This window comes from Chitinophagales bacterium, assembly GCA_041392475.1.
Classification (GTDB): Bacteria; Bacteroidota; Bacteroidia; order Chitinophagales; family UBA2359; genus JAUHXA01.
In genome coordinates this window covers 3057295-3083554 of sequence record JAWKLZ010000001.1, presented here as the reverse complement: position 1 = coordinate 3083554, position 26260 = coordinate 3057295, and the positions used below count along the sequence as shown (strand labels likewise).

The 26260-nt window shown below is 40.9% G+C and carries 26 protein-coding genes; 9 read left to right on the top strand and 17 right to left on the bottom strand.

What is annotated here, in order from left to right:
- Nucleotides 1-13: 13 nt before the first annotated feature.
- From R3E32_11460 to R3E32_11430, 7 genes are all read right to left on the bottom strand, one after another.
- Nucleotides 14-1267, bottom strand: a complete 1254-nt coding sequence (locus tag R3E32_11460; protein MEZ4885336.1) for a T9SS type A sorting domain-containing protein — start codon at nt 1265-1267, stop codon at nt 14-16.
- A 1226-nt stretch (nt 1268-2493) separates the two neighbouring features.
- The gene (locus R3E32_11455; GenBank protein MEZ4885335.1) at nt 2494-2793 is read right to left on the bottom strand and encodes a hypothetical protein; all 300 of its coding nucleotides are present in this window, start codon (nt 2791-2793) and stop codon (nt 2494-2496) included.
- On the bottom strand, nt 2768-3070 hold the full coding sequence (locus R3E32_11450; protein ID MEZ4885334.1) for a hypothetical protein: 303 nt from the start codon (nt 3068-3070) through the stop codon (nt 2768-2770). Before R3E32_11450 ends, R3E32_11455 begins: the two co-directional genes overlap by 26 nt.
- Before the next feature lie 44 nt (nt 3071-3114).
- Nucleotides 3115-3735 carry a hypothetical protein gene (locus R3E32_11445; protein MEZ4885333.1) on the bottom strand — a complete coding sequence of 207 codons (621 nt, stop codon included), beginning with the start codon at nt 3733-3735 and terminating at the stop codon, nt 3115-3117.
- A 64-nt stretch (nt 3736-3799) separates the two neighbouring features.
- Nucleotides 3800-4150, bottom strand: a complete 351-nt coding sequence (locus R3E32_11440; protein MEZ4885332.1) for a hypothetical protein — start codon at nt 4148-4150, stop codon at nt 3800-3802.
- A complete protein-coding gene (locus R3E32_11435) occupies nt 4147-4356 on the bottom strand; it encodes a hypothetical protein (protein ID MEZ4885331.1) in 210 nt (69 codons plus the stop codon). The genes R3E32_11440 and R3E32_11435 overlap by 4 nt, the downstream gene beginning before the upstream one ends.
- Nucleotides 4357-4420: 64 nt before the next feature.
- Nucleotides 4421-8041 carry a choice-of-anchor Q domain-containing protein gene (locus R3E32_11430; protein ID MEZ4885330.1) on the bottom strand — a complete coding sequence of 1207 codons (3621 nt, stop codon included), beginning with the start codon at nt 8039-8041 and terminating at the stop codon, nt 4421-4423.
- Nucleotides 8042-8266: 225 nt separating this feature from the next.
- Here R3E32_11430 and R3E32_11425 point away from each other — a divergent pair, with 225 nt between their 5' ends.
- The 5 genes from R3E32_11425 (at nt 8267) to R3E32_11405 (ending at nt 13917) form a co-directional block, all read left to right on the top strand.
- The gene (locus R3E32_11425; protein ID MEZ4885329.1) at nt 8267-11230 is read left to right on the top strand and encodes a CHAT domain-containing tetratricopeptide repeat protein; all 2964 of its coding nucleotides are present in this window, start codon (nt 8267-8269) and stop codon (nt 11228-11230) included.
- 46 nt (nt 11231-11276) lie between these two features.
- Nucleotides 11277-11870, top strand: coding sequence for a sigma-70 family RNA polymerase sigma factor (locus R3E32_11420; protein MEZ4885328.1), 594 nt, complete (start codon nt 11277-11279; stop codon nt 11868-11870).
- A 197-nt stretch (nt 11871-12067) separates the two neighbouring features.
- Nucleotides 12068-12706 carry a hypothetical protein gene (locus R3E32_11415; GenBank protein MEZ4885327.1) on the top strand — a complete coding sequence of 213 codons (639 nt, stop codon included), beginning with the start codon at nt 12068-12070 and terminating at the stop codon, nt 12704-12706.
- A 28-nt stretch (nt 12707-12734) separates the two neighbouring features.
- Nucleotides 12735-13271: a Crp/Fnr family transcriptional regulator gene (locus R3E32_11410; GenBank protein MEZ4885326.1), complete on the top strand. Its 537-nt coding sequence runs from the start codon at nt 12735-12737 to the stop codon at nt 13269-13271.
- Nucleotides 13272-13341: 70 nt separating this feature from the next.
- Complete coding sequence (locus tag R3E32_11405; protein MEZ4885325.1) at nt 13342-13917, top strand: DinB family protein; 576 nt, start codon at nt 13342-13344, stop codon at nt 13915-13917.
- A gap of 2 nt (nt 13918-13919) precedes the next feature.
- Here R3E32_11405 and R3E32_11400 read toward each other — a convergent pair whose 3' ends face one another.
- Both R3E32_11400 and R3E32_11395 read right to left on the bottom strand, forming a co-directional pair.
- The gene (locus R3E32_11400; GenBank protein ID MEZ4885324.1) at nt 13920-15500 is read right to left on the bottom strand and encodes a hypothetical protein; all 1581 of its coding nucleotides are present in this window, start codon (nt 15498-15500) and stop codon (nt 13920-13922) included.
- Nucleotides 15501-15605: 105 nt separating this feature from the next.
- Entirely contained in the window at nt 15606-18428 is a 2823-nt protein-coding gene (locus R3E32_11395; GenBank protein ID MEZ4885323.1) for a CHAT domain-containing tetratricopeptide repeat protein, read from the bottom strand.
- Between the two features lie 930 nt (nt 18429-19358).
- Between R3E32_11395 and R3E32_11390 the strand changes: the two genes are divergently transcribed.
- The 3 genes from R3E32_11390 to R3E32_11380 all read left to right on the top strand — a co-directional run bounded on the left by R3E32_11390 (nt 19359) and on the right by R3E32_11380 (nt 20535).
- Nucleotides 19359-19838, top strand: a complete 480-nt coding sequence (locus R3E32_11390; protein MEZ4885322.1) for a transposase — start codon at nt 19359-19361, stop codon at nt 19836-19838.
- The gene (locus R3E32_11385) at nt 19805-20341 is read left to right on the top strand and encodes a transposase (protein ID MEZ4885321.1); all 537 of its coding nucleotides are present in this window, start codon (nt 19805-19807) and stop codon (nt 20339-20341) included. Before R3E32_11390 ends, R3E32_11385 begins: the two co-directional genes overlap by 34 nt.
- A gap of 71 nt (nt 20342-20412) precedes the next feature.
- Nucleotides 20413-20535 (top strand): hypothetical protein, encoded by a 123-nt coding sequence (locus tag R3E32_11380; GenBank protein ID MEZ4885320.1) that lies wholly within the window; start codon nt 20413-20415, stop codon nt 20533-20535.
- 111 nt (nt 20536-20646) lie between these two features.
- Here the strand turns inward: R3E32_11380 and R3E32_11375 are convergent, their stop codons facing one another.
- From R3E32_11375 to R3E32_11345, 7 genes are all read right to left on the bottom strand, one after another.
- On the bottom strand, nt 20647-21306 hold the full coding sequence (locus R3E32_11375; GenBank protein ID MEZ4885319.1) for an IPTL-CTERM sorting domain-containing protein: 660 nt from the start codon (nt 21304-21306) through the stop codon (nt 20647-20649).
- Nucleotides 21307-21497: 191 nt separating this feature from the next.
- Nucleotides 21498-21836: a helix-turn-helix transcriptional regulator gene (locus R3E32_11370; GenBank protein MEZ4885318.1), complete on the bottom strand. Its 339-nt coding sequence runs from the start codon at nt 21834-21836 to the stop codon at nt 21498-21500.
- A 169-nt stretch (nt 21837-22005) separates the two neighbouring features.
- On the bottom strand, nt 22006-22149 hold the full coding sequence (locus R3E32_11365) for a hypothetical protein (protein MEZ4885317.1): 144 nt from the start codon (nt 22147-22149) through the stop codon (nt 22006-22008).
- 165 nt (nt 22150-22314) lie between these two features.
- Nucleotides 22315-22446: a hypothetical protein gene (locus tag R3E32_11360; GenBank protein ID MEZ4885316.1), complete on the bottom strand. Its 132-nt coding sequence runs from the start codon at nt 22444-22446 to the stop codon at nt 22315-22317.
- A 150-nt stretch (nt 22447-22596) separates the two neighbouring features.
- Nucleotides 22597-22758, bottom strand: coding sequence for a hypothetical protein (locus R3E32_11355; GenBank protein MEZ4885315.1), 162 nt, complete (start codon nt 22756-22758; stop codon nt 22597-22599).
- A gap of 148 nt (nt 22759-22906) precedes the next feature.
- Complete coding sequence (locus R3E32_11350; protein MEZ4885314.1) at nt 22907-23815, bottom strand: IPTL-CTERM sorting domain-containing protein; 909 nt, start codon at nt 23813-23815, stop codon at nt 22907-22909.
- Between the two features lie 142 nt (nt 23816-23957).
- Nucleotides 23958-24317, bottom strand: a complete 360-nt coding sequence (locus R3E32_11345) for a helix-turn-helix transcriptional regulator (GenBank protein MEZ4885313.1) — start codon at nt 24315-24317, stop codon at nt 23958-23960.
- Between the two features lie 748 nt (nt 24318-25065).
- Here R3E32_11345 and R3E32_11340 point away from each other — a divergent pair.
- Nucleotides 25066-25188: a hypothetical protein gene (locus R3E32_11340; protein MEZ4885312.1), complete on the top strand. Its 123-nt coding sequence runs from the start codon at nt 25066-25068 to the stop codon at nt 25186-25188.
- Between the two features lie 110 nt (nt 25189-25298).
- Here the strand turns inward: R3E32_11340 and R3E32_11335 are convergent, their stop codons facing one another.
- Nucleotides 25299-26186, bottom strand: coding sequence for an IPTL-CTERM sorting domain-containing protein (locus R3E32_11335; GenBank protein MEZ4885311.1), 888 nt, complete (start codon nt 26184-26186; stop codon nt 25299-25301).
- Nucleotides 26187-26260: the final 74 nt, after the last annotated feature.

The following is a 26260-nucleotide window of genomic DNA, read 5'->3' as shown; positions in this document are numbered from 1 at the left end:
AAAATACATACCATTACTTCACCACTATCAACTGCTGCTGTTGGCGTAAACCCGACTCGGTCTTCAGTTCCAACAGATACAACCCACTTTGCAGCCCTTTCGCATCAAATCCCATTCGCTGTGTAGTATTTCCTTCAATCGCTTCACCCATCAATATTTCCGCCACTTTTCGACCATCTATAGAGTAAACCGACAACCAAACCTTTGAAGTTTGTGGAAGGCTGAATTCTATGGCTGTGTAGTCTGCAAAAGGATTTGGAAAAACCTTTAGGTTTTCATTCCCATTGAAGTTTTCGCCATCCTTACCCGATGTTTTGCAGCCGCCTCGTCCACGTCCTCTGCCTGTTTTTCGCCCCACAAAGATGTCTTCAGTAGCAGTCGTTCCCACACAATCGGTCACGATGACATTGTAAAAACCCAATGCCAAACCTGTTATTTCATTTCCTGTTGAAAGGTTTGAAATAGAAGTATTGAAGCCATTGGGTCCCGACCAATTATAGGTATATTCACCACAACTATCCTCTCCGCCAGCCACTTCAATGCTAATAAATCCATCGGCATCGCCTACACAAGTTTCCAAACCCACTTCAAAACCCACAATTTGAGGCAATGGATTGGAAGGCAATCCGTCATTTGTGAAAAGCACAGATTCATTGCTGCAATTGTTGGCATCCGTCACCGTAAGCGTCCACTCAACACCATTGCCATACACAATTTGGTAGTTCAGACAACCCGCATTTTCGGAAGGATAATCATTGACCGTTGCAAAACCGCCCGACAACACAAAGTCAATATCGAAAGGAGCTGTACCGCCGCATACTTCTGCAATGAAAATATTCTGACCAACATTGTTCGTGCCTGTCACCTGTCCAGAACCTGCAATATTTGGTTCAAAGGTTTCGGGAATGTTAATCGTTGTACATTCTATGTCAAAACAACCGTCTTGAATCGTGCCTGTTTGGTAGATGTCATTGAGGTTGGTAGTAATAGGAGACGGATTAGGAGTACAATCCGCACACTCATTGTAGCTACACACCAAATAATCCCCCGCTACAAAGCCACTAAATACGCCATTTACAGAGCTGGCAGCAAAAGTAGTGTTGTTGAGATTGTCTTGTGAGTAGAGGAAATAGTATTGAAGATAGCTGCTCTCAGTTTGATTACCTGTTGCACCCACTTCAATGTTTCCACCCGCACAAATCGTTTCGGCATTTGTGGTCAATGTTCCTGCTTCTGCCAAACAAGGAGTTGCGATGACCTCTGCCATTGCTGTTCCTGTACAACCTTTTTGATTGGTGACGGTGACGGTGTAAATGCCAGTTGCAGTAGTGGAGAAACTTTGGACTGTTTCGCCATTCGACCATTGGTAGCTTGTCCAAGTTCCCGCATCCAAAGTTGCTTCTCGCCCTCTGCAATACTCGAAGGTTCCTATAATGACAGGTTCTGCATTGGCATTTTCAATGACAGTCACTTCATCTGTACCTGTGCAATCATTGGAGTTGGTAACGGTGACGGTGTACGTGCCTTCACTTGCTTCAATGACTTGCGATGTTTCGCCATTTGACCATTGGTAGCTGGACCAAGTGCCAGCATCCAAAGTAGTCGTATTGTCGGAGGCGCAATATTCCAATTCGCCCGAAATTATAGGTTCTGCATTGGCATTTTCAATGACAGTCACTTCATCTGTACCTGTGCAATCATTGGAGTTGGTAACGGTGACGGTGTAAGTACCTTCACTTGCTTCAATGACTTGCGAGGTTTCACCATTTGACCATTGGTAGCTGGACCAAGTGCCAGCGTCCAAAGTGGTGAAATTGTCGGAGGCGCAATATTCCAATTCGCCCGAAATTATAGGTTCTGCATTGGCATTTTCGATGACAGTAACTTCATTTGTTCCTGTGCAATCATTGGCATTGGTGACGGTGACGGTGTACGTGCCTTCACTTGCTTCAATGACTTGCGATGTTTGACCATTTGACCATTTGTAGCTTGACCAAGTTCCAGCGTCCAAAGTAGTTGTATTGTCGGAAGCGCAATACTCCAATTCACCACTTACGGAAGGCTCTGCATTGGCATTTTCGATGACAGTAACTTCATCTGTACCTGTGCAATCATTGGCATTGGTGACGGTGACGGTGTACGTGCCTTCACTTGCTTCAATGACTTGCGAGGTTTCACCATTTGACCATTGGTAGCTGGACCAAGTGCCAGCGTCCAAAGTGGTGAAATTGTCGGAAGCGCAATATTCCAATGCTCCTGCAATGACAGGCTCTGCATTGGCATTTTCAATGACAGTCACTTCATCTGTGCCTGTGCAGTCACTGGAGTTGGTGACGGTAACGGTGTACGTGCCTTCACTTGCTTCAATGACTTGCGATGTTTCGCCATTTGACCATTTGTAGCTGGACCAAGTGCCAGCGTCCAAAGTAAATTGTCGGAAGCGAATATTCTTGCCGCTTATGGAAGGTTCTGCATTGGCATTTTCAATGACAGTCACTTCATCTGTGCCTGTGCAGTCACTGGAGTTGGTGACGGTAACGGTGTACGTGCCTTCACTTGCTTCAATGACTTGCGAGGTTTCGCCATTTGACCATTTGTAGCTGGACCAAGTGCCAGCATCCAAAGAGTCGTGTTGTCGGAGGCGCAATATTGTAATTCGCCGCTTATGGAAGGTTCTGCATTGGTATTTTCAATGACAGTCACTTCATCTGTGCCTGTGCAATCATTGGAGTTGGTAACGGTGACGGTGTAAGTGCCTTCACTTGCTTCAATGACTTGTGAGGTTTTCGCCATTTGACCATTTGTAGCTGGACCAAGTGCCAGCGTCCAAAGTGGTCGTGTTGTCGGAGGCGCAATATTCCAATTCGCCCGAAATTATAGGTTCTGCATTGGCATTTTCAATGACTGTTACCTCATCTGTGCCTGTGCAATCATTGGAGTTGGTAACGGTGACGGTGTAAGTACCTTCACTTGCTTCAATGACTTGTGAGGTTTCGCCATTTGACCAATTGTAGCTGGACCAAGTGCCAGCGTCCAAAGTGGTCGTGTTGTCGGAGGCGCAATATTCCAATTCTCCCGAAATTATAGGTTCTGCATTGGCATTTTCAATGACTGTTACCTCATCTGTGCCTGTGCAATTATTGGAGTTGGTGACGGTGACGGTGTACGTGCCTTCACTTGTTTCAATGACTTGTGAGGTTTCGCCATTTGACCATTTGTAGCTGGACCAGTGCCAGCGTCCAAAGTAGTGAAATTGTCGGAAGCGCAATATTCCAATTCGCCGCTTATGGAAGGTTCTGCATTGGCATTTTCAATGACAGTCACTTCATCTGTGCCTGTGCAGTCACTGGAGTTGGTGACGGTAACGGTGTACGTGCCTTCACTTGCTTCAATGACTTGCGAGGTTTCGCCATTCGACCAATTGTAGCTGGACCAAGTGCCAGCGTCCAAAGAGGTGAAATTGTCGGAAGCGCAATATTCCAATTCGCCGCTTATGGAAGGTTCTGCATTTTCATTTTCGCTAACCGTGACCTCGTCTGTGCCTGTGCAATCATTGGAGTTGGTAACGGTGACGGTGTAAGTGCCTTCACTTGCTTCAATGACTTGTGAGGTTTCGCCATTTGACCATTTGTAGCTGGAAGTGCCAGCGTCCAAAGTAGTGAAATTGTCGGAAGCGCAATATTCCAATTCGCCGCTTATGGAAGGTTCTGCATTGGCATTTTCAATGACAGTCACTTCATCTGTGCCTGTGCAATCATTGGAGTTGGTAACGGTGACGGTGTAAGTGCCTTCACTTGCTTCAATGACTTGCGAGGTTTCGCCATTCGACCAATTGTAGCTGGACCCGAGTGCCAGCGTCCAAAGTGGTCGTGTTGTTGGAGGCGCAATATTCCAATTCTCCCGAAATTATAGGTTCTGCATTGTCATTTTCAATGACAGTCACCTCATCTGTGCCTGTGCAGTCACTGGAGTTGGTGACGGTAACGGTGTACGTGCCTTCACTTGCTTCAATGACTTGTGAGGTTTCGCCATTTGACCATTGGTAGCTGGACCAAGTGCCAGCGTCCAAAGAGGTGAAATTGTCGGAAGCGCAATATTCCAATTCGCCGCTTATGGAAGGTTCTGCATTGGCATTTTCAATGACAGTCACTTCATCTGTGCCTGTGCAATCATTGGAGTTGGTAACGGTGACGGTGTAAGTACCTCACTTGCTTCAATGACTTGTGAGGTTTCGCCATTTGACCATTTGTAGCTGGACCAAGTGCCAGCGTCCAAAGTGGTCGTGTTGTCGGAGGCGCAATATTCCAATTCGCCGCTTATGGAAGGTTCTGCATTGGCATTTTCAATGACAGTCACTTCATCTGTGCCTGTGCAATCATTGGAGTTGGTAACGGTGACGGTGTAAGTACCTTCACTTGCTTCAATGACTTGTGAGGTTTCGCCATTTGACCATTTGTAGCTGGACCAAAATGCCAGCGTCCAAAGTGGTTGTGTTGTCGGAAGCGCAATAGATTAAACTGCCCGTGATGTTGGGAGTGGATAGAGGATTTACAGTTAAGGTGACTTCTGCTGTTTGACTGCAATGGTTGCCATCTGTAATGGTGACGGTATATTTAGCATTGTTTACAGGGTTGCTTACGGTGACATTGGCACTGTTATTTCCTGAAGTACCTGAACTCCAAACATAGCTAGGATTACTGGCATTGGTAGTGACAGTCAAGTTGGCGGGGCTGCCATTGTTGCAAATAGGCGTTGTGGAAGCGGAAGCAATGGGGGTATATACCTCAATCGTGGCAGTAGCACTGCCTATGCAGCCATTGGTATCGGAATAGGTATAGGTTACGGTATGTTTTCCGATTCCTGCCGCAGTTGGGTTGAAGTCAAAGGTCTCTCCATCACCTTTGTCGAGTACGCCGAGGCCGCTGCCACTGTAAGTGCCTCCTGTGGGTATTCCGCCACTAAGGGTCTGCACGCCAGCATTGAGGCATATATCAGCTGTAGTAGTGAAGCTGACGGTCGGTAGAATGTTTGCACTGACTTGACCAATGGATGAACAGCCATTTCCATCACTGACAGTCACGAAGTAATTCCCTGACATACTTGCAGAAACATTGGTTAAGACAGGTGCTGCGTCCATGCTGTTGAAATTGTCGGGGCCTGACCATTGATAATTTAATTGACTACTGGCCACAGGGGTCAATTGAAGGTCTTCACCCACACAGAGAGGACTGTTGCTTTCCAAAATCAAATTGCCAGAGGCTTCATAGGCTCCCATATCCACTATTGCGTTTACTATTCGGGCATTGCCCGTCAAATCAAAAGGTAGATCCGCTATCGTCTGCGTGCCACTTTTCGATCCATCCAAGTCTGCTGTATTGTCTCCCGCATCGATGGCTGGCGAACAGGCCGAAATGCGTAGGTCACCATTGTCCGCATCAATGAATAAGGGGTCTTGATTGAGGTTGTTTGCCCCTGCACCTGTCCATCCCCCTTCTACGATGCTGCTATGGACGGTGGTAGTTGCTTGATCATCAACAATTCCCGCTCCACCGCCATTGTCCCAAAGGATGCAGTTGGTGAATAAAGAGTTACTTTGAAAGTTATACACCACCCCAGTTCCACCACCTGCTGCGTTTTTGGAAAAACTACAATTGGTTAAAACAGGGGTACTGTAAGCATTATATATTCCGCCGGCAACATTTGCCGAATTATTGTAAAATTTGGACTGTGAGATGTTGGGATTGCTATTGTCATTATACATTCCGCCACCGGTACCAGCCGAATTATTGTAAAAGGTGGATTGTGAGATGTTGGGGCTACCAATATAAATGGACATTCCGCCGGCAAAAGTTGCCGAATTATTGTAAAAGGTAGATTGTGAGATGTTGGGGCTACCAATAAAAATGGACATTCCGCCGCCTCGATAATTTGCCGAATTGTTGTAAAATTTGGACTGTGAGATTCTGGGATTGCCATTGGTATTATACATTCCGCCGCCAGATGAACCGTCTTCGCTGTTAAATGATATAGTTGCATTTCCGTTGCGAATGTCGAAGCCCGACAGGATACAGGCAGCAGTTCTATTGGAGGAAAAAACCACTGTATAGGCATTGTCTTGGCGAGTAAGATCGTTTACTAAGTCCGTTCCCGATAAATTTGGGGCATCATCTCCATTTAAGTCTCCGTCCAAAATAGTGGGATGTGCATCGGGATTTCGGTCGTTCATGGTGGGGTTGCCCGAGTTGGGAAAACCGCCATATATTTCGAGGTCTTGGTTGATGTGGAAGGTTTTGTAACGGTTGTTGGAAGGATTGGCATTGCCATCCTCGTCTTTGGTGGGGTAGTAGGTGCCTTCGGCTACCCAGATTATATCGTTGTCAACGGCTACATCTAAGGCATCTTGAAGGTGGTCAAAAGCCGTTGCCCAGCTTGTGCCATTGCAGCCTGTGGTGCAGGGGGTGTTGGCATTGACGTGGTAAATAAATTTTTCGTAGGCTCCCATGTCCACCGTAGCTGTATTGTCTTTATCAAAATCAACAATGCGTGTATTGCCCGCCAAATCAAAAGGTACATCCGCAATCGTCTGTGTGCCACTTCCATTTCCGTCTAAGTCTGCTGTATTGTCTCCCGCATCAATGGCAGGAGAAGTGGACAAAATGCGTAGATTGCCATTGTCCGCATCAATGAATAGGGGGTCTTGGTTGAGGTTGTTTGCCCCTGCACCTGTCCATCCCCCTTCTACGATGCTGCTATGGACGGTGGTAGTCGCTTGATCATCAACAATTCCCGCTCCACCGCCATTGTCCCAAAGGATGCAGTTGGTGAATAAAGGATTACTATTTTGAAAGTTATACACTACCCCACTTACACCTGCTGCGTTTTTGGAAAAACTACAATTGGTTAAAACAGGGCTAGCATAATAATTAAACATTCCGCCACCCTGACTATTTGCCGAATTATTGTAAAGGGTGCATTGTGAGATGTTGTAGCTACCAAAAAAATTAAATATTCCGCCGCCTTGACCTGCCGAATTGTTGTAAAAGGTGGACTGTGAGATGTTGTGGTTACCCGAATAATTGTACATTCCGCCACCCTGATTTGCCGCATTATTGTAAAAGGCGCACTGTGAGATGTTGGGGTTAATACTATCATTATACATTCCGCCGCCTTGAACTGCCGTATTATTGTGAAAAGTGGACTGTGAGATGGTGGCGCTACCAATATAATTGTACATTCCGCCGCCTTGACCTGCCGAATTGTTGTAAAAGGTGGACTGTGAGATGCTGGGATAGCCAAGATTATTATACATTCCGCCGCCTTCATTATTTGCCGAATTGTTGTAAAAGGTGGACTGTGAGATGTTGGGGCTACCAGAACGATTGTACATTCCGCCACCTTCATTATTTGCCGAATTGTTGTAAAATTTGGACTGTGAGATGCTGGGACTGCCATTGGTAATATACATTCCGCCGCCAGATGAAATTTCGCCGTTGCTAGGTGATACATTTGCATTCCCGTTACGAATGTCGAAGCCCGACAGGATACAGGCAGCAGTTCTATTGTAGGAAAAAACCACTGTATAGGCATTGTCTTGGCGGGTAAGATCGTTTACTAAGTCCGTTTCCGATAAATTTGGGGCATCATCTCCATTTAAGTCTCCGTCCAAAATAGTGGGATGTGCATCGGGATTTCGGTCGTTCATGGTGGGGTTGCCCGAGTTGGGAAAACCACCATATATTTCGAGGTCTTGGTTGATATTGAAGGTTTTGTCACGGTTGTTGGAGATATTGGAATTGCCGTTTTTGTCTTTGGTGGGGTAGTAGGTGCCTTCGGCTACCCAGATTTCGTCATATGTAGCAGCTACATCTAAGGCATCTTGAAGGTGGTCGAAAGCCGTTGCCCAGCTTGTGCCATTGCAGCCTGTGGTGCAGGGGGTGTTGGCATTGATGTGGTAGGTGGTTTGGGCTTGGGCTGATGGGTAGTATCCCAAAAAGGAAAGAAGCAATAGGGCGGAGAGGATGACGGATTGGTTTGTGTTCATGTTTACTGGTTTCTATTTTGAATTTTGAAAAAAAACAAACAAGTGGTGAATAGGGGTTTCATCTATATAGTCACCCAAAAGGCGAAAATCTTAGCAGCTTTTTTTATTTTTTTTGTGAAACTAGACTATTATGTGTCATGCGAATGTTTTGTGGAAGAATGGTTGTGCTTGATTTTACCCGTGTAAATTTTTTATCTTTGTTGACTAAAGAAATACTTGTTATTGATGAAAAACAAACAAACTGTTTTGGAAGAAGCAGTTCAATACTTGGCAAAAGCTGAGGAATGGAATGTGAAAGGTAATAGAACAGAAACGTTGCGCTTGTCAAAACAAGCAGTTGAAGTGTCTGAAATGGCTGAAGATTGGTCTATTTATGGAAGGGCGATGAATTTGGTTGTTGAGGGTTATCTTTCTCAGGGTAGGGAGGAGGATGCTATAGAATGGATAGGGAGATTAGAGCATGTATTTTCCGATTTGGAGGAAATGAACGGGAATTATGCTTATCTCTACGCCAGTCGTGCTAAACTCATGAAATTTAGAGGTGATACGGATGCCATTCTCGACAGCTATCATAAAATAGTCAGACTTCTTTCGGCCGTTCTTCACCCCGATCTATTTTTGTTGTCTGAGGCATATACTCAGATAGGAAGCTTTTATCTAGAACAGAATGACACCCAACAGGCGCTGCTCTATTTACAAAAATCTCTTTCGATTGTTCTTCCTGAAGATGACTCCAGAAGTATTCACCATTTTTTGGCTTATGCTCATTTGGCACGTTATTATGGGGTTCAAGGGGCTTATAATAAGGCGATTGATTATCAAGAAAAAACATTGCATTTTGTGTTGAAGCACTATCCTGAAGGGCATAAAATGATATTGGTAAGTTACATTAGGATAGGGGCTATTTATATCCTTCAATCATCTACAACCAAAGCAGAAGGAGATTATCAAAAAGCTATTTATTATTTCAATAGGGTGTTGGAATCTCATGACCCCCAATTAGAGCCTGTTGCTTTGGCTGCTGCGTATCAAAATTTGGGCTACGTGTATTTAATGCAGAAAAAGTATTGGGAGGCAATGCCTTATTTAACCAAAGCACTTGAAATGTATGGTTCTTTTTTTGGTGCAAAACATCCATATATGGGTCAGATGCACAACAATATTGGCAATGTGTATTTAGGACAAAAAGAATATGAATCGGCTAAACAGTCATTTCAAAATGCTTTGGATAGCTTGTACCCAGATATTCATATTCGTCAGGATTGTTTTTTGCAGCCACCCCTTGGTCGTTCCACCAATTTATTCCAAGCCATTAAAGCACTAAAAGGAAAAGGAGAGACATTTTTCAGCTCATTTGTTTCATCTGCAGGCACCCTAAAGGAGTTGGAATTTTCTATTGAAACGTATTCTTTGGCTTGTTTGCTATTCGATCAGGCTCGTACAAGTTACGATTTTGATGAAAGTAAATTTTCTTTGGGGCAAATGATTGAGAGTATCTACTTGTTTGAAGGAGGTTTGGAAACAGCATTGAAGGCAGAGGAAGAATTTTTGACAATAAGTGGAAAAGGAGGAGGTGAATGGGCATTTTATTTTTGTGAAAAGGCAAAAGCGAATGTACTGATGAATGCCTTACAGGATAACTGGGCAAAAGCGTTGGTAAATATTTCTGCTGATTTACTGCAAAAAGAAAAAGAACTCAAAACAAGCTTGACCCAATTGGATAAAAATATACAAAAGTTGAGCTTGAAACAGGAGAAAACTCCATTTTCGGAATCAGAACTATTACAACTGCAATCTTGGCAAGCCCAGTTTTTTGAGACTCATCATAGATACGTTCAACTAAAAGACGAATTGGAGCAGGACTATCCTGACTATTTCCAATTGAAGTACGATACCCAAACAGTGGAAATTGCTGCATTGCAGAAGGTTTTGGCGGAGAATCAAGTTTTGTTGAATTACTTTATTGCCAGAGATTACATTTATATTTTTGTGATCACCCCAGATGATTTTGAAATAGTGCAAGAGATTAAACCAGATGACTTTGAAGGTTTGGTGACGCAGTTTTTGGCTGCCATAAGAAACCATGAATCTGCTCAATATGTCTCGACTGCTGCTGAGTTGTACCGTTTGTTGCTGCAATCGGTGGAAGATTATTTTGTCAATCCCTTTGATGTAGAAGAAGATACGCTGAAACATTTGGTGATTGTACCCAATGATGTGTTGTGTTATATCCCTTTTGAAGCCTTGTTGAAGGCGGATTCACACTACTCAAAGCGTGTCGGACTTTCTTTTGAAGAACAAGAGAAAGAGGTGAGTTTAGACTATGCTTCATTGGACTACTTATTGAAGTATGTAGCGGTTTCTTATCACTATTCAGCTAGCTTATTCTATTTTCAACACCAACAACAAGCAAGAAGATCTAGAAAAAGGTATGTAGGGCATTTTGCTGGTTTTGCACCTGTTTATCAACCGAAAGATAGGGCTGCAATTGTTACAAATGGCACTTCGAATGCAACTTTTCCTTCTTTTTCTGTTGTAGAAAAAACAGTACCTCCCAATATGGCTTGGGCAATTCCATCAGAGGCATTCTCCAGCGATGGCAACTTTGCCCCTCTTCCATATTCAGAGCTAGAGGTAAAGAATATTGCGGCTTTGTTTGCTGCAAAAGGATTTATTTCGGAAACGTATTTGCACAAGGCAGCAACGAAGGAACAGTTTGAAAGGGTGTCGAATGGGTTTAAATATCTTTTGGTGGCGGCGCATGGTTTGGTGAATGACGAGCAAACTTCCTTGTCGGGTTTGGTATTTCATCCGAACTTGACTCTGTCTGGTGATACAAATTTTTCTGTTTCTGACAGAATCCTTTCAATGGAAGAAATATACCATCTTGATCTACAGGCAGATTTGGTGGTTTTGAGTAGTTGTGACAGTGGCATCGGAAAGTTGGTGAAAGGAGAAGGTATGATAGCAGTCAATCGGGGTTTTTTATATTCAGGAGCTAACCATATCATCTCGACTTTGTTTAAGGTGTACGACAAGCCAAGTAGTATATTGACCCAATACTTGTTTGAAGAAATATTGAAGGGAGCAAACTACACCCTCGCCATTCGAATGGCAAAATTACGTTTGTTGGAAATGAAGGAGGTAGATGTAAAAAGTTGGTGTGGTTTTGTGTTAATTGGAGGGTGATTTTTATAGAAAAGGGATACATTCGTTGTTAAATTTAGCAATCTATATGAATAGTGCATCTGAATTGGAGAGGGGTAAGAATGAGTGGTTGGCTGAAGTTCTACGAGGCAACTCCAAAGTGGTGGAAATCTTATACCGAGTATATAGAGATGAATTTGTACAATGGTTGAAATTTCAGACCAACTGTACAGAGAATGAAGCGCTCGATATTTTTCAGGACAGTGTATTGGCATTGTACAAGAATATCCTATCTCGTAAATTAACTCATTTTGAGCACACCATCAAATGGTATTTATTCGGCATTGGTAAAAAAATGTATTTGAGAAATAGTCGTAATCAAAAACTACAAATTTTTACCATGGAAAATGTTCCTGATATTGGCGAACTGATTTCTATACCAAGCCTAAGAGACGATGCAAGAGATCAACAAGAGGCATTTATTTTGGAAGTACTTCAAAGAACCAAAGAACCTTGTTTTACCATTTTGTATCTTTTTTACTACGAAAAACAAAAAATCAGTGCGATTGCTCAAAAACTTGGCTACAAAAATGCCAATATTGCCAGTATTCAAAAAATACGCTGCTTGAAAGCCCTTCAAAAAGTGGTTTTGAAAAAGTTTGGGAAAAAAGGAAGTGATTGAATATGGATGCCTGAAAAATTAAAATGCTATTTTTCAAAAAAATATGCATAAAATATTTATTTATTAGTCATTAAATTGTTTTTTTGAGAATTTTGTGCTAATATTTTGACTGTTTCTGTAACTAATGTAGTGGACGAAGGCAGTTAAATAGTATTTGACTCTAATGATAGAATCTACATAATAATACGCTAAAAATAATGTTGGAAGACAAACAAAGAATACAACTGATAGAATCTCACTTTGAAGAGAAACTGACGAAAGAAGAACAATTGCTTTTTGAAAAACTGATGCAAGAAGATGCTCAATTCGGGATAGAGTATGCGTTTCACCAAAAATTCATGAACAGTATGGACAGACTGGGAGATGAACTGTTTCTCACCAATCTGCAAAATTTAGAACGGCAAATCCAAATAGAAAAGACTGCAAAAAAAGCTCCAATAGATTCATTGAAAGGATTGGTAGGGACGGCATTGCAGAAAGGCGGCCAACTTTTAGATGACTTAGCAGCCGCATTTTTACCTATTCCGCAATACGAAACTGTTTTAGCCGCTGCCAGTAGAAGCACTGCTTTTGAAGTGGTTCTACCAGAGAATGGTTTGGATTGTAAAGGTGGTATTTTGGTGTTTGAACTGAAGAAAGGCATTGACAAAACCCTTCAATTGAGCATTGAAAACAATCAAAAGACAGTATTGATTGAGGAAGTAATTGAGGCACAAACAACTTATTTTGAGGCATCCGTAAGAAATTTGGAGGCTGGTCTTTATTATTGGAAGTTGAAGACGGAGAATGATTTGGTGATGGGTTCGTTTTTTATACGGAAAGATTTGAATGGATAAACCCAAACGATAAGTGTATTTTGGGGAAATGAATCCTATCGAACAAATAAAGCATAAAATGGATGCGGCTGGCTTATGGCACAAGGAAGTGGAATTGGGGAGGGGCGAATACCTCAAAGTTGGCGGCAGCACAGATACCCATTTGTACTATGTGTTGAGCGGCAGCTTGCGAATTTATTTTGAAGATGAATTTGAAGAACAGACCATTCGATTGGCGTATCGAGGTAATTTTATTGCAGCTTTGGATTCCTTCATTTCTGGTCAGCCTTCCGATTTCTACATACAAGCATTGAAAAAAACGAAGCTCAAGGTGCTAACCAAAACGGCTTATTTGGAATGGATTCACCAGGATGAGGCCAATCTGCAATTGTGGCACCAAAGTATGCTGCAACTGATTTACGAACAGTTGGAACGAGAAAAAGACATTCTCACTTTTTCGCCCCTCAAAAGATATCAAAGAGTCTTGAAACGTAGTCCTCAATTGTTTCAAGAGATTCCACACAAATACATTGCTTCCTACCTCCGAATGACTCCCGAAACCTTGTCGAGAATCAAAAAATCTTGATTTCAATCAATATTTGACAAATAGAAAAGAGGGAACTTTGCGGCATTGAATCAACAAAAAATACCAGCAAATGAAATTGTCAAACGAAGTTCTCATTGAAGATTTGATGGACAGAACCAAAGAGGTAATGAATCAAGCAACCCTTTTTCTGCAAATGAAAATATCGGATTTGAACTGGAAAGCATCCGAAACAGAATGGAGTATTTTGGAGTGCATAGAGCATCTAAACCGCTATGGAGATTTTTACATCCCCGAAATCACGCAGCGCATAGCGGCAACAACCAAACGAACCAGCAATTTGGTCTTCAAAAGTGGACTTTTGGGTAATTACTTCGCCAACAGTCTTTTGCCCAAAGAAAAACTCAACAAAATGAAAACCTTCAAGGAAATGAACCCCGTAGGAAGTCACTTAGACAAATCTACTTTGGAGAAATTCATCGCCCAACAAAAACAACTCCTCGATCTCCTTCATCAAGCCAGAAACATTGACCTAAACAAAACAAAAACATCCATCAGCATTTCTAAACTGATTCGATTGAAATTGGGTGATACTTTTAGAGTTGTTATATACCATAATCAAAGGCACATCGTTCAGGCGAATAGAAACCAAAAATTACTGGATAAAGGAAAACGAGAAATAGCATAAGTTTAATCTTGCTTTATTACAATTCCTTTCGATTGTCCAAAATGCTTCAAAACCGCTTCCATCTGTTCGGGATTTTCGTACCGCCAGATGTTGCGTTTGGCATAATAGACCAACTGAAAATTGATTTCGATGTCACCTTCTACAAAGACCATTTCGTCCGCTTTTGCAGTCTGTCGGATTTTTGCACCCAAACGTTCAAACTGATCATAGCGATGTCCTCGCCACGAATAGTCTCCTACTCGATTGATGTAAAAATATTGCAGCAAGCAGGTCACGAAAACGATGGGTAAAGCAAACTTCACCCATTTCGTTTTCAAAGAATTATCTGTGTGGATTTGCTGATACAAAAAAGCGACTGCCATGCTCAAAGGCAGTACCATTTTGACTACTGCATATTCGTGGATAGCGGTGTAATTGATGAATAAAAAATGGTGCAATAGGATAGGAGGGAGGGCAATCCACAAAAAATAAGACCACAATGTTTGTTGTTCAGCAATCCCTGAAAATGCTGTTCGGCTGGATTTTTTGAAATAGGTAAACGACATCACCAAAAACAACAACAAGATTGGCAGGTAAGCACTTGCATAATGTTGAATCAGTTGTTTGGTGTAGAAAAAAGCAGTATTCAACATTCCGCCACTGTCCAACTGACCTGTTCGGGTCAAAAAACGTTGTTTCAAATACTGCAAAAAAGCTTCTGTACCCAAAATGTCGCTGTATGTCCAAAAAGTGATGCCCATTCCTGCAATGGCAACCAAAGCAGCGAATCCCATTTGCAGCAAATGGTAGTGTTTGGCTGTGGGGTTCTTTTGTTTGAAAAAATGCCAAAGGGAATAAACACCCACACTTGCGACCAAAAAATAACCAATCCATTCGGTCAGCATAGTCGCCAAAACCAAACTATTGAAAACCAATAATTGGGCATAAATTTTTAGTAGCAAACGTTTTGAAGGATTTGAAGAGCCTTGAAGCAATTGGGCAAAACTTTTTTTAGACTTCAATCCTGCCCATACAGTGATGACAAACAATTGATTGACGAAAATATCCGAAAAATACACATTGCAGCCATACCACAATAGAGCAGGGCTAAAAAGGAAAATACCTACTGCAATGAGAGAAGGAGAAACGGCGTATTTATTTGAATGAAAATGTGGATTGGAGACTGATTCTTGTGTTTTAGCAAGCAGCATTTCTGCAATGAAAAACACGCATATCGCCGCCAATAGGTGAAACAAAAGGTTGAACAACTGTAAATTGCGGTTGCTGTGTGCCAAACCCAAAAATTTGAAGGTGTAGTAGGGCATCCAAAAACCAAGCGGTGGATGGGAAAGGTAGTAGTGCGTTCCGTCTTTCACAAAAGGCACTGTACCATTGTTGATAGATAAATCGGGAGGGTTTTGGTAGTTGGTGACGGGGCTGTAATGAAAGTGGGCTGCTCCTTTTTTGTTCCAAATATCGAAGGTGACAAGGGTAAGCGCAGTGCAAAATTCGTGGTGCTTGGAGATGGGGCGGTCGAGATTGGGTAGGCGCACCGCAATGGAGAATAACAACAGAAAAAATAGCAATAAGTAATTGTTTTTCAATATAATAATTGTTGGAATAAAAAAGTAAATGAATAGTTCTTGCTATCAAGTTTTTTTCAAAGAAAAAATTTCGGAGGCTTTTGCTCTAAATCGGCAAACTATTTGTTATATACCAATCAACGCAAAGCCCGCCCAATCCATAGGTTCTATCGCCTCATTTTCTATCAATTCCAATTTCGCCTTGCGGAGCGCAGTTGCATAAGCATCTCCCGCCAAAACATGACCAAACAAACTCTGCACCAACTGACTTGTAGAATCTTGAGGTACTTTGAAGAGTGAATACACAATATTGCGAACACCCGCATACAAAAATGCCCGATGCAGTGCCATCATCCCTTCTCCTTGCTGCAATTTGCCGACCCCACTTTCGCAGCTACTCAACACCACCAATTCGGCAGAGAGTTGGAGGTTCATGATGTCGGAAATATAGAGTTTGTCTTCGTCCGAAGCTGCCTTGTCCGCAGAATCATTCGTGTATAAATTCAGACCCGACAAAGCCGAATGTTCGCTATTGGAGAAACCATGCGTAGAAAGTAAGACATATTTGTACTGTTCGATGTGCTGCAAAAGGTTTTCTTTGGAAGCCATCTCATAAAAAAGGGCAATGGCTTCTTGCTCCTGTTCCTCAAAAAGCTCATAGACTGTTTTGACCTCAGTTTCGGTTTCTGCCAAATCCTGTAAAACCTCCTGTTCATTCTCCCCAGACTTCAAAATCAACTTTCTACCTTTTTTGCCCTTTACATCACTTTTGAGGATATATCCAGCGTTTGCCGTTTCCGTTTGACCAAATCTTATGGGAGCCAAGCCCAAGAAATTTTCCTTCAAATCCACCAATCCTTGTGGTTTTCGCTCATGGAAGTACCACAGCAAGGTAGCCGAATAATGGTATTGAATATCAAAGGATTTGAGTAGATATGGTAGTTGTGTAAAGCCTTCTATGGAAGTTTCTAATGGTGGAATCAAGGCATCAAAAGACAAACGCTGTAAAATGCCATCGGTAACAATCAACAATTTGTGTTTGCCCTTCAGTGTAGCTTCAATCGGTGTCAACAATGCTGCATACAACTGCCCTGCCAATCTGCAATATTCCTCTTGGTCACCCAAAAATATGGTTTTTTCAAAAGCTTCCATCGTCTTTTCCAAACCTTCGGGACGACCTATTTTTTTGAAGGAAATGCTGTGTTTGTCAATCGCAAAAATAAATAGTGTTTCCTCATATAAACTGTATTGTATCAGCAATTCACCCAATTGCAGCAGTTCTTGAACCTGAACAATAGAAACGGTTTGGTTTTGGTATTTGAGTTGGTAGTAATCAGGGAAGTCTGCTTCCAATTGATCCATCAATTGAAGGTAGCTTTTCTGGTATGTTAAGTATTCAACTTGCAGTGCGCGTATTTCCGTTTCTTTACCAAGCTCTTCCTTTTGTGCTTCTTTCTGTTGAAGTGCCTGTTCGATTTGGCTCAATTGGGTTCTCAGTGCTTTCTCCTTTTGCAGTAGATCAGCAGGAATAAGAGATGTAGCTTTTGCCATTCCTTCCTGCATTGAAGCCAACAACAGGGCAGCCTTGGCTTTTTCTGCAAAACCAAAGGCTTGTTCGAGCATCTCTTTTTGGTGTGTTTGCTCCCAAGCCGTATGCGTGACCGTCATTCCGATTCCATAGCTACCGTGGTGCCTTTTGGGTAAAACCAATTTGCTGTCATCCGAACGGTAGCTATTCCGCAATTGCTCCAATAAATCAATAGACAGTTGGGCATTTTCTAAGGCTGCTTTCAGGTTTTTGGGGTCGCTCTCTGCTAAAAAAAGTGCGTGAAAAGCCTTGGCTTTGTAAGACAACAACTTAATTCCCAAAGTATGTCGCAGTTTTTCTAAAGGGGGATAATCGTAAATATCTTCCTGACTGCAATTTGCGGCAAGCACATACAAGGCTTTCTGTGCATATTGAAGGGATTTTATATAATCTTTATTTTTATACTTTAGATAAATCAAAGGAACATAGTTGTCTGCCAAGTAAGAACCTTGAGCCCCCATACCCTCTAATCGAATAGCCAATGCTTTTTGTAGGTATTCTTCAGCTTGTTCAAACTCTTTTAGCGAAATGTAGGCTTCCCCCAAACCTTTGTAGCTAAAGGCGGCACCATCGGATCTTTCTCCATACAATGTTGTTTGGATATGGAGTGCTTTTTTGAAGTGAACGATGGCCTCTTCATATTGCCCTAACTTGGTATATTCCTCTCCTAAGTGGTAATAGGGGCCTGCTGTACGTTCGCTGTACTCCCTACCTTGTGCAAGGTTGTAATCAATGACCTTTTGAAAGGTCTCAATTGCCTTGTTCCCTTCTGTAGTTCGACAATAACAGATTCCCAGCCAGTTATAGGATGTGCTGATACTATCCCCTTCAAGTCCTAAGTGTTCGGCAATTTGTAGTGCTTTTTGAAAATAGGGAATCGCACGTCCAAAATCTCCCATACGTGCATACAAAACGCCTAAATTGATGTGCAAATAATTCCCTTGTGGTGAGGGAACATCTATCAATGTGGGTTGGAGTTCGATGACTTTGTCAAAGTAGCTCAATGCCTGTTCGTACTGATCGATAGTCGCATACATGCTCGCCAAATCTATAGCTGTGGTGAGTGTTGCTTCATCCTGTGGATCCAGTACTTCCATTTGAATAGCAAAGGCTTCTTCCTCATAAGAAATCGCCGATTTGTAATCTCCTTTGAAGTAATAGCCCACACCTATTAAATGAAGCGTTTTTGCCAATTGTGGGTCTTTGGTTTGTTCCAATTGCAGATAAATGTCTTTTGCTTTTTCCAAGACTTCCAATGAGGCATCGTATTGCTCTTGTTCGTGTAGCATTTCCCCTTCTTCGAGGTATTTTTCAGCAAGTTCTAAGGATGTAGAAGCTGTTTTTTGGGGAGGCAAAGACATAAAAGTTAATTGATTGTTATGAAAATCAAGGATAATCCACAAATATAACATCTTTCGCTTCTTAAAGTAAATAATCAACCGTTGAAATCATTTGGACTTTGGACGAAAGAAGTGAGAAGCGGGAAGCAAGATGTAAAGATTTGGTAATCAATGATTTGCTTGTTTTTGTCGTTTAATCGTAAGTTATTCATTATCAATTGATTAATGTCCCACTTCTCGCATCTCTGCTCCCTCGTCCAAAGTCTAAAAATCATTGAAGGTTGTTTATTGAGAATGGTGATTCAGACTTTGGAAGTTTAGCCTGAAAGCATAGGGAATGTTTGAAAATCAACTGGTTCTCAAAAGGAAACATCCAAAGTCGTACATTGCAGCTACCTTCAAAAGTCTCCGATTCCTATAGATATGCTACAAAAAAAACCTCCAAAAGCCGAAACGATTGAAGGTTTTTTGTCTTCTAAAAAAGGGCACAATGTAGGATTTGAGAGCACTTTATTTCTTTTTGAATGGTATCAATCCCGATTCGTAGCCCATGAATTAATTCATGGGCTACGAATGCTACGAATGGATTTGAAATCAAGCAGTTGTGATTTTATGAAAAATGGTGTTTTGCCAACCAAGAATGTTTGAAAATCAGTATGCTCTCAAAAGGAAACATCCAAAGTCGTACATTGCAGCTACCTTCAAAAGTCGTACATTGGCCCAAGAGGAAAAAGTACAAAAGTTGTAATAAAAAATAATATATTGATTAAAATTAAGAACGAGGGTAAACTGATTCAAAAGTAGTCCTTAGAGACCGTATTAGACGTTAGCCCCTCGTTCTTTATATCCCATAAAAATCGGACAGTTCAGTAGGCATAAAGCCTGAGTCACGACGCAGATTTCATAGGATATATTTCATCATTATTAGTTTAACATTCAATTTATTACTTTATGAATTCTCTAATTATCGGTATAGATGTAAGTAACAAGACTTTAGACATTGCTTATCAAGAAGATAACCACTGGGTTGATTATCAAATCGAAAATACAATGAAATCCATAGAGGTATTCTTACAAGGTTTTGATGAACAACATATTACTTTTGTTTTAGAACCTACTGGCACTTACAGTGATAAGTTGCTTCATTCTTTAGACAAATCCAACTGCTCTATTAAATTGATTAATCCACAAAAAAGCAGTGCTTTTATGAAAGTCTTAGGCATTACTGCAAAAGATGATAAGCAAGCAGCAAGAGCTTTAGCAATAGCTGGAAAGACACTTGATTTGCCTGATTTTCAAATGCCTAATGAGGATATTCAAAAGAGAAAAAAATGCAAATGGCTCTTAATGCCTTTGAAAAGCAGGAACGACAGACTAAAAATCAAATTCATAGCCTTATGCAGTGTCTTTACACACCAGATGTTGTCTTAGAAGCTTTTCAAGACGTATTGAATACGATACAAGACAATATTCGAAAAATCAAACAAGAATTGGATGCCTTGACTGACATTGGTTTCGATAAATTCAAAGAACTTGCCTGTTCTGTTAAGGGTATTGGCGAAAAATCAGCCCAATTACTATACACATATACTAATGGCTTTGAATTATTTACAAATTCTAAACAATTGGTTAAGTTTGTAGACATAGTGCCTTTGACTCATCAATCGGGTTCTTCTGTGTATCGAAAAGGACGCATTTCAAAAGCTGGTCCAGCTCAAATTAGGACAGTTCTTTTCAATGCTACAAGAGCAGCTATACGATTCAATAAAGAATGTAAAGAACTTTTCAATAGACTCCGATCAAAAGGAAAGCCATACAAGGTAGCTAAAGTTGCTGTTATCAACAAGCTGCTTAGGCAAACTTTTGCCGTCGTTAAATCAGGTGTCAAATTTCAAGATGATTATCACAATAAATTCAAAGAACATATTGAATAAAATAACCAATTTAAAAAATAATCCGATTTTTGCTTGCTTTTTAATACAGTTCGTCTCCGATTCCTATAGATATGCTACAAAAAAAACCTCCAAAAGCCGAAACGATTGAAGGTTTTTTGTCTCCTAAAAAAGAGCGCAATGTGGGGTTTAAGAGCACTTTATTTCTTTTGAATGGTATCAATCCCCATTCGTAGCCCATGAATTAATTCATGGGCTACGAATGCTACGAATGGATTTGAAATCAAGCAGTTGTGATTTTATGAAAAATGGTGTTTTGCCAACCAAGAATGGAACAATATCCTCCATTATCTCCCTAATTTTTCTTCCACATTGGGCTGCACCAAATACAAAGTCCCTGCCGTCATCAACAACAAAGCCAAGATAATCAAGCCCCATTGAGAGAGAGTGGGAATTGCTGCTGCTGGCCCTGCTGCTGCACTTATCGCTACTCCAAAATCTAAATCGTGACTTGTAAATTGGGCAAATGATCCAAAAATTACGTATGCTATGCCACTTGGCTCATCACTGGGAAGTTGTTGGGCAGTTATAGATAAGTCTCCGCCAGGTGTTATATCAAAAGCATAATCATTGCCTGCTGTGACAGGAAAAGGCGTGTTTAAGGTAATGGTCACTGTCTCGTCACTAGTACCACCTGCTGTGTCAAAGGTTTGATAAACTGGATCACCTATCACGGCAATAGGAGGAGCAGTAATGGCCGCTATTCTCAATTCATGAGTACCACTGGGAGAGGGGAAGATAGGATTTCCTTCATTAACAATAGTAATACTCGTAATCTCCCCTGATTGGCATGCTTGGAACGATTGACCCAAAACCTCACCCACAACTAAGCCAAAGCTAGTGTTTCCCCCATCAACTCCATGTACGGTACATTGAGCATTTAGGTCAGAAGAACAGAACAGCGCAGAGCAAAAAAGAACAATGGTGAAAATGTATTTGTTTGTCATGAGAATGGAATTTAAAAAAATAAAGAAAAAATGAAATTTCCGAAGTTTGTTTGTGCTGCTTCCATAAAAATTGTATAGGCAAGCCAAACAACTCACAAAGGTAAAACATCGCTTTTTTTTATGCAAAAAAAGCATACCCTCCGTTTCTGCCAAATACCCCCACATATCTGCCATTTTGAGTAAGTTCCTTGTTATTTAATGCCCTTTTCCTGCAATACTTCAAATTTGAATAAGTGGGTGAAATACTCCGCTTTTTGAAATCCCACTTTGGCGGCTACTTCTTTTACGATGCGGTATTCTCCCGATTGAAGGAATTGATAGGCTTTTTGCAGTCGAATGTGGCGCACATAGAGGTTGGGCGACATTCCTGTGAGGTTTTTCACCATTCGGTAGAATTGTCTTTCGCTGACAGATAGTTTCTCGGCTAATAGGGCATTGTTCAAATTGGAGTCGGATAGGTGCTTCAAAGTCAATAAATTTATCTCTTTCAACCACCATTGCCTGTTAGGGGTCGTTTTGTTTGCTTTCATTGGATGTTGTATTTCTTTCATCGAATCTTTTTACCAATAGACGTTTTGGCGTGTGTGAATTGAAGATTTTTTGGAAAAAAAATTTTGTCAAATGGAAACTTCAAAGTCTAATAAAACCTCGATTCAGACTTTGGAAGCTTAGGCTGAAAGTATAGGGAATGTTTGAAAATCAGTTGGTTCTCAAAAGGAAACTTCCAAAGTCGTACATTGCAGCTACCTTCAAAAGTATCCGATTCCCGTAGCTATTCTTCAAAAAACAACCTCCAAAAGCCGAAACGATTGAAGGTTGTTTGTCTCCTAAAAAAGAGCGCAATGTGGGGTTTGAGGCGCTTTATTTCTTTTTGAATGGTATCAATCCCGATTCGTAGCCCATGAATTAATTCATGGGCTACGAATGCTACGAATGGATTTGAAATCAAGCAGTTGTGATTTTATGAAAAATGGTGTTTTGCCAACCAAAATGGAACAATATCCTCCATTATCTCCCTAATTTTTCTTTCAAATTGGAGTCGGATAGGTGCTTCAAAGTCAATAAATTTATCTCTTTCAACCACCATTGCCTGTTAGGGGTCGTTTTGTTTGCTTTCATTGGATGTTGTATTTCTTTCATCGAATCTTTTTTACCAATAGACGTTTTGGCGTGTGTGAATTGAAGATTTTTTGGAAAAAAAATTTTGTCAAATGGAAACTTCCAAAGTCTAATAAAACCTCGATTCAGACTTTGGAAGCTTAGGCTGAAAGTATAGGGAATGTTTGAAAATCAGTTGGTTCTCAAAAGGAAACTTCCAAAGTCGTACATTGCAGCTACCTTCAAAAGTATCCGATTCCCGTAGCTATTCTTCAAAAAACAACCTCCAAAAGCCGAAACGATTGAAGGTTGTTTGTCTCCTAAAAAAGAGCGCAATGTGGGGTTTGAGAGCACTTTATTTCTTTTTGAATGGTATCAATCCCGATTCGTAGCCCATGAATTAATTCATGGGCTACGAATGCTACGAATGGATTTGAAATCAAGCAGTTGTGATTTTATGAAAAATGGTGTTTTGCCAACCAAAATGGAACAATATCCTCCATTATCTCCCTAATTTTTCTTCCACATTGGGCTGCACCAAATACAAAGTCCCTGCCGTCATCAACAACAATGCCAAGATAATCAGGCCCCATTGAGAGAGAGTGGGAATTGCTGGTGAAGCATCCGGAAGATCTGGATAACCACAACTAGCACCTGCACAAACCCAATTAGAGGTACAGTTATCTAAAGCAAAGTTATTAAGCGTGCCATCATAGTTTCCTGTTAAATCGGTCAATGTCGTTTCTCCCGCATTGTCTTCGGCACAAGTTCCGTGGTTAAAATTGTAATACGCTACCAAATTCGCTTCACTCCCAGTAAGTGCTACATTCATGTTCTCTAATATCTCAGCCTCAGTCCTTGCCACATCCCAAATACGCACTTCATCAATTAGTCCATTATATCGCCCTGATGCACTACTCCCAATACCCCCAATAGTTAGGGTGTTATTAATATCTGTAGAAGAACTAGAACTACCCAAAAATTGAGTGGCGGGTACTCCATTTATATATACTCGTTGTGCATTATTAGAACCACCCCAAGTAACAGCAATATGAACCCATTGATTCAGAGGTACGAGCTCATTAGTTATATAAGTTTTTATGAACTGCGGACCATTTCCTGTCTTCACATAATAAGCAACTTTTCCAAGATTAATTGCCATATTTACATGAAGATAAGATTGAGATGATTGTGCATAAACAACGCTCTTGAAATTACCATTTGTAACATAGACATACGCCTCAATGGTATGAGGTGTTGAGCCAATCGCATCAAAAACAGTTGGTAGCGGTGCAGTAACATAGTCATCAGAACCATCAAAATGCAGGAAGTTGTTCTGTGCACTTTGATTCTGAAAGGAAAAGAAAAGAAAAGAAAAGAAAAGAACCAATCGAAATAAATTTGTTGTCATGATTATAATTTATTTTATGAACAATTTTTTAAAAAGAAATTATTCTCAAAGGTAAAATGTCGCTTTTTATTAGTCAAAAAAATGACCCCCTCCATTTCTGCCAAATACCCCCACATATCTGCCATATTGAGCAAGTTTTTTGTTATTTAATGCCCTTTTCCTGCAATACTTCAAAAGGAGTTTGTCCAAAGGTCGATTTGAATAAGTGGGTGAAATACTCCGCTTTTTGAAATCCCACTTTGGCGGCTACTTCTTTTACGATGCGGTATTCTCCCGATTGAAGGAATTGATAGGCTTTTTGCAGTCGAATGTGGCGCACATAGAGGTTGGGCGACATTCCTGTGAGGTTTTTCACCATTCGGTAGAATTGTCTTTCGCTGACAGATAGTTTCTCGGCTAATAGGGCATTGGTCAAATTGGAGTCGGATAGATGCTTCAAAATCAAGCAGGTTATCTCTTTCAACCACCATTGCCTGTTAGAGGTCGTATTCTTTGTTTTCATTGGTATAGTTGTGTTTCTTTCATAGAACCTTTTTACCAATAGACGTTTTGGCGTGTGTGAATTGAAGGATTTTTTGAAAAAAAATACTTTTTTTTGAGAAAAGACTGATTGTCAAATATTTGAGATTTTCTTTTGAGAGCATACTGATTTTAGACTTTGGACGAAAGAAGTAGGAAGTAAGATGCAAGATATAAAAAGTTGATAATCAAAATTTTAACTCATTGACGTGATTGGGTGCAAATAATTGGTTATTAATCAATTAAGTTCTTACTTCTTGCATCTTTGCTCCTTCGTCCAAAGTCCAAACTGATTGTCAAATATTCCCTATTTTTAATAGCGCACAACGATAGTTTTTTGATATCCACAAGGGCGTAGCCCAGACCCTATTCCGATTTCATAGGAATCCCAGATGTGTAGAAAAATTAGGTAGGTTAGAAGCCATTAGGAGCGTAGCTTCGGCACGACTAAATGTGTGATTGTGTGTGGTGTCGGGGCTAGGCTCCTTGCAGGAAATTCCTTTGGCATTGTTGCTACAAATAGAGCGGCAGCGATGCTGCTGAAATATCAAGCCAGTGAATTAATTCATGGGCTACGAATGGGAATAATTTTTGGTTCATCGAAGATTTCAGTGGAATGAGACGTTTTGGTGTGCTTGAATTGAAGATTTTTTGGAAAAAAATTTTGTCAAAAGGAAACTTCCAAAGTCGTACATTGCAGCTACCTTCAAAAGTCTCCGATTCCTATAGATATGCTACAAAAAAAACCTCCAAAAGCCGTAGCCATTGAAGGTTTTTTGTCTCCTAAAAAAAGAAGAATATATGATTTGAGAGTACTTTATTTCTTTTTGAATGGTATCAATCCCGATTCGTAGCCCATGAATTAATTCATGGGCTACGAATGCTACGAATGAATTTGAAATCAAGCAGTTGTGATTTTATGAAAAATGGTGTTTTTCCAACCAGAATGGAACAATATCATCCATTATCTCCCTAATTTTTCTTCCACATTGGGCTGCACCAAATACAAAGTGCCAAAAGTCATGAATAGCAATGCCAAGATGATCAAGCCCCATTCGGAGAGGGTAGGAATACTGTTCGAAACGGGACCACTGCCAGATGAAACGGCATTTATTTTTGCTGCTACTTGCATAGAAGTGTTTACTCCTGTTGTACCATACGCAATAGTCCAATCCATATCCACAGCACTACCTGGGGAAGGTTCTTCACTCAAAGCAATGGTGCTGACAAGTCCTCCTGCGGACTGTTGATTGGTTTGTTCTCCAATTTTGGTTTGTCCTGCCCCTTCTGTAAGTGTAGGGGTAGTGCTGTCATTGCTTCGTGCCACAATAAAATCCACAATTAAGTCATTGGCATCACTGCTGTTTACAGATATTGAGCTGCTTGTACCACCCCCAAAAGCGTTCTGTGCAAATTCAGACATAGGTGTGCTTTGGTCTGCATTTTGATAAGAGACAGCATGAATGGTATGGGTCGCTACAACATAATTTCCATAAGTTGCGACAATGTCGCCTACTGAAGGGCTTGCCAGGTCTCCCAAAGCCAAATACCAAATAGACAAGCTGACACCTCCAGTAGAATTTTGTAACAAGGTAAGAGGAGTGCCATCAAAAGTAACATTTGTGGCCAAAGCCAAAAAACCACAAGAATAAACCACCAATACAGAATTACTTCCCGCAGGGACGGAAAAGCCGCTCATCGTTACGGTTGTACTTGCTGCGGATTGGAATTGCACATTTCCGTCAGAGGTGACTTGGGCTTCAATTTGTAAAGACAGGAAAAACATACTGACTGAGAGTAAAATAACTTTGCAGTATGTACCCAATTGATTTTTTGAGTAAAAATTGTTCATGAATATATTATATTTTTTTTAGTGGAAATTAGATTTTCCGAAAATCAAAGTTAAATCTTGTCTAAATCACACTC

Bases quoted from the DNA above. Each gene is read 5' to 3' on its own strand.
- R3E32_11350 (MEZ4885314.1), bottom strand. From the start codon at position 23,815: ATGACAACAAATTTATTTCGATTGGTTCTTTTCTTTTCTTTTCTTTTC.
- R3E32_11370 (MEZ4885318.1), bottom strand. From the start codon at position 21,836: ATGAAAGCAAACAAAACGACCCCTAACAGGCAATGGTGGTTGAAAGAG.
- R3E32_11415 (MEZ4885327.1), top strand. From the start codon at position 12,068: ATGTTGGAAGACAAACAAAGAATACAACTGATAGAATCTCACTTTGAA.
- R3E32_11340 (MEZ4885312.1), top strand. From the start codon at position 25,066: ATGCTACAAAAAAAACCTCCAAAAGCCGTAGCCATTGAAGGTTTTTTG.
- R3E32_11425 (MEZ4885329.1), top strand. From the start codon at position 8,267: ATGAAAAACAAACAAACTGTTTTGGAAGAAGCAGTTCAATACTTGGCA.
- R3E32_11380 (MEZ4885320.1), top strand. From the start codon at position 20,413: ATGCTACAAAAAAAACCTCCAAAAGCCGAAACGATTGAAGGTTTTTTG.
- R3E32_11410 (MEZ4885326.1), top strand. From the start codon at position 12,735: ATGAATCCTATCGAACAAATAAAGCATAAAATGGATGCGGCTGGCTTA.
- R3E32_11335 (MEZ4885311.1), bottom strand. From the start codon at position 26,186: ATGAACAATTTTTACTCAAAAAATCAATTGGGTACATACTGCAAAGTT.
- R3E32_11375 (MEZ4885319.1), bottom strand. From the start codon at position 21,306: ATGACAAACAAATACATTTTCACCATTGTTCTTTTTTGCTCTGCGCTG.
- R3E32_11385 (MEZ4885321.1), top strand. From the start codon at position 19,805: ATGCAGTGTCTTTACACACCAGATGTTGTCTTAGAAGCTTTTCAAGAC.
- R3E32_11460 (MEZ4885336.1), bottom strand. From the start codon at position 1,267: ATGGCAGAGGTCATCGCAACTCCTTGTTTGGCAGAAGCAGGAACATTG.
- R3E32_11345 (MEZ4885313.1), bottom strand. From the start codon at position 24,317: ATGAAAACAAAGAATACGACCTCTAACAGGCAATGGTGGTTGAAAGAG.
- R3E32_11390 (MEZ4885322.1), top strand. From the start codon at position 19,359: ATGAATTCTCTAATTATCGGTATAGATGTAAGTAACAAGACTTTAGAC.
- R3E32_11455 (MEZ4885335.1), bottom strand. From the start codon at position 2,793: ATGGCGAAAACCTCACAAGTCATTGAAGCAAGTGAAGGCACTTACACC.
- R3E32_11430 (MEZ4885330.1), bottom strand. From the start codon at position 8,041: ATGAACACAAACCAATCCGTCATCCTCTCCGCCCTATTGCTTCTTTCC.
- R3E32_11405 (MEZ4885325.1), top strand. From the start codon at position 13,342: ATGAAATTGTCAAACGAAGTTCTCATTGAAGATTTGATGGACAGAACC.
- R3E32_11360 (MEZ4885316.1), bottom strand. From the start codon at position 22,446: ATGAAAGAAATACAACATCCAATGAAAGCAAACAAAACGACCCCTAAC.
- R3E32_11420 (MEZ4885328.1), top strand. From the start codon at position 11,277: ATGAATAGTGCATCTGAATTGGAGAGGGGTAAGAATGAGTGGTTGGCT.
- R3E32_11395 (MEZ4885323.1), bottom strand. From the start codon at position 18,428: ATGTCTTTGCCTCCCCAAAAAACAGCTTCTACATCCTTAGAACTTGCT.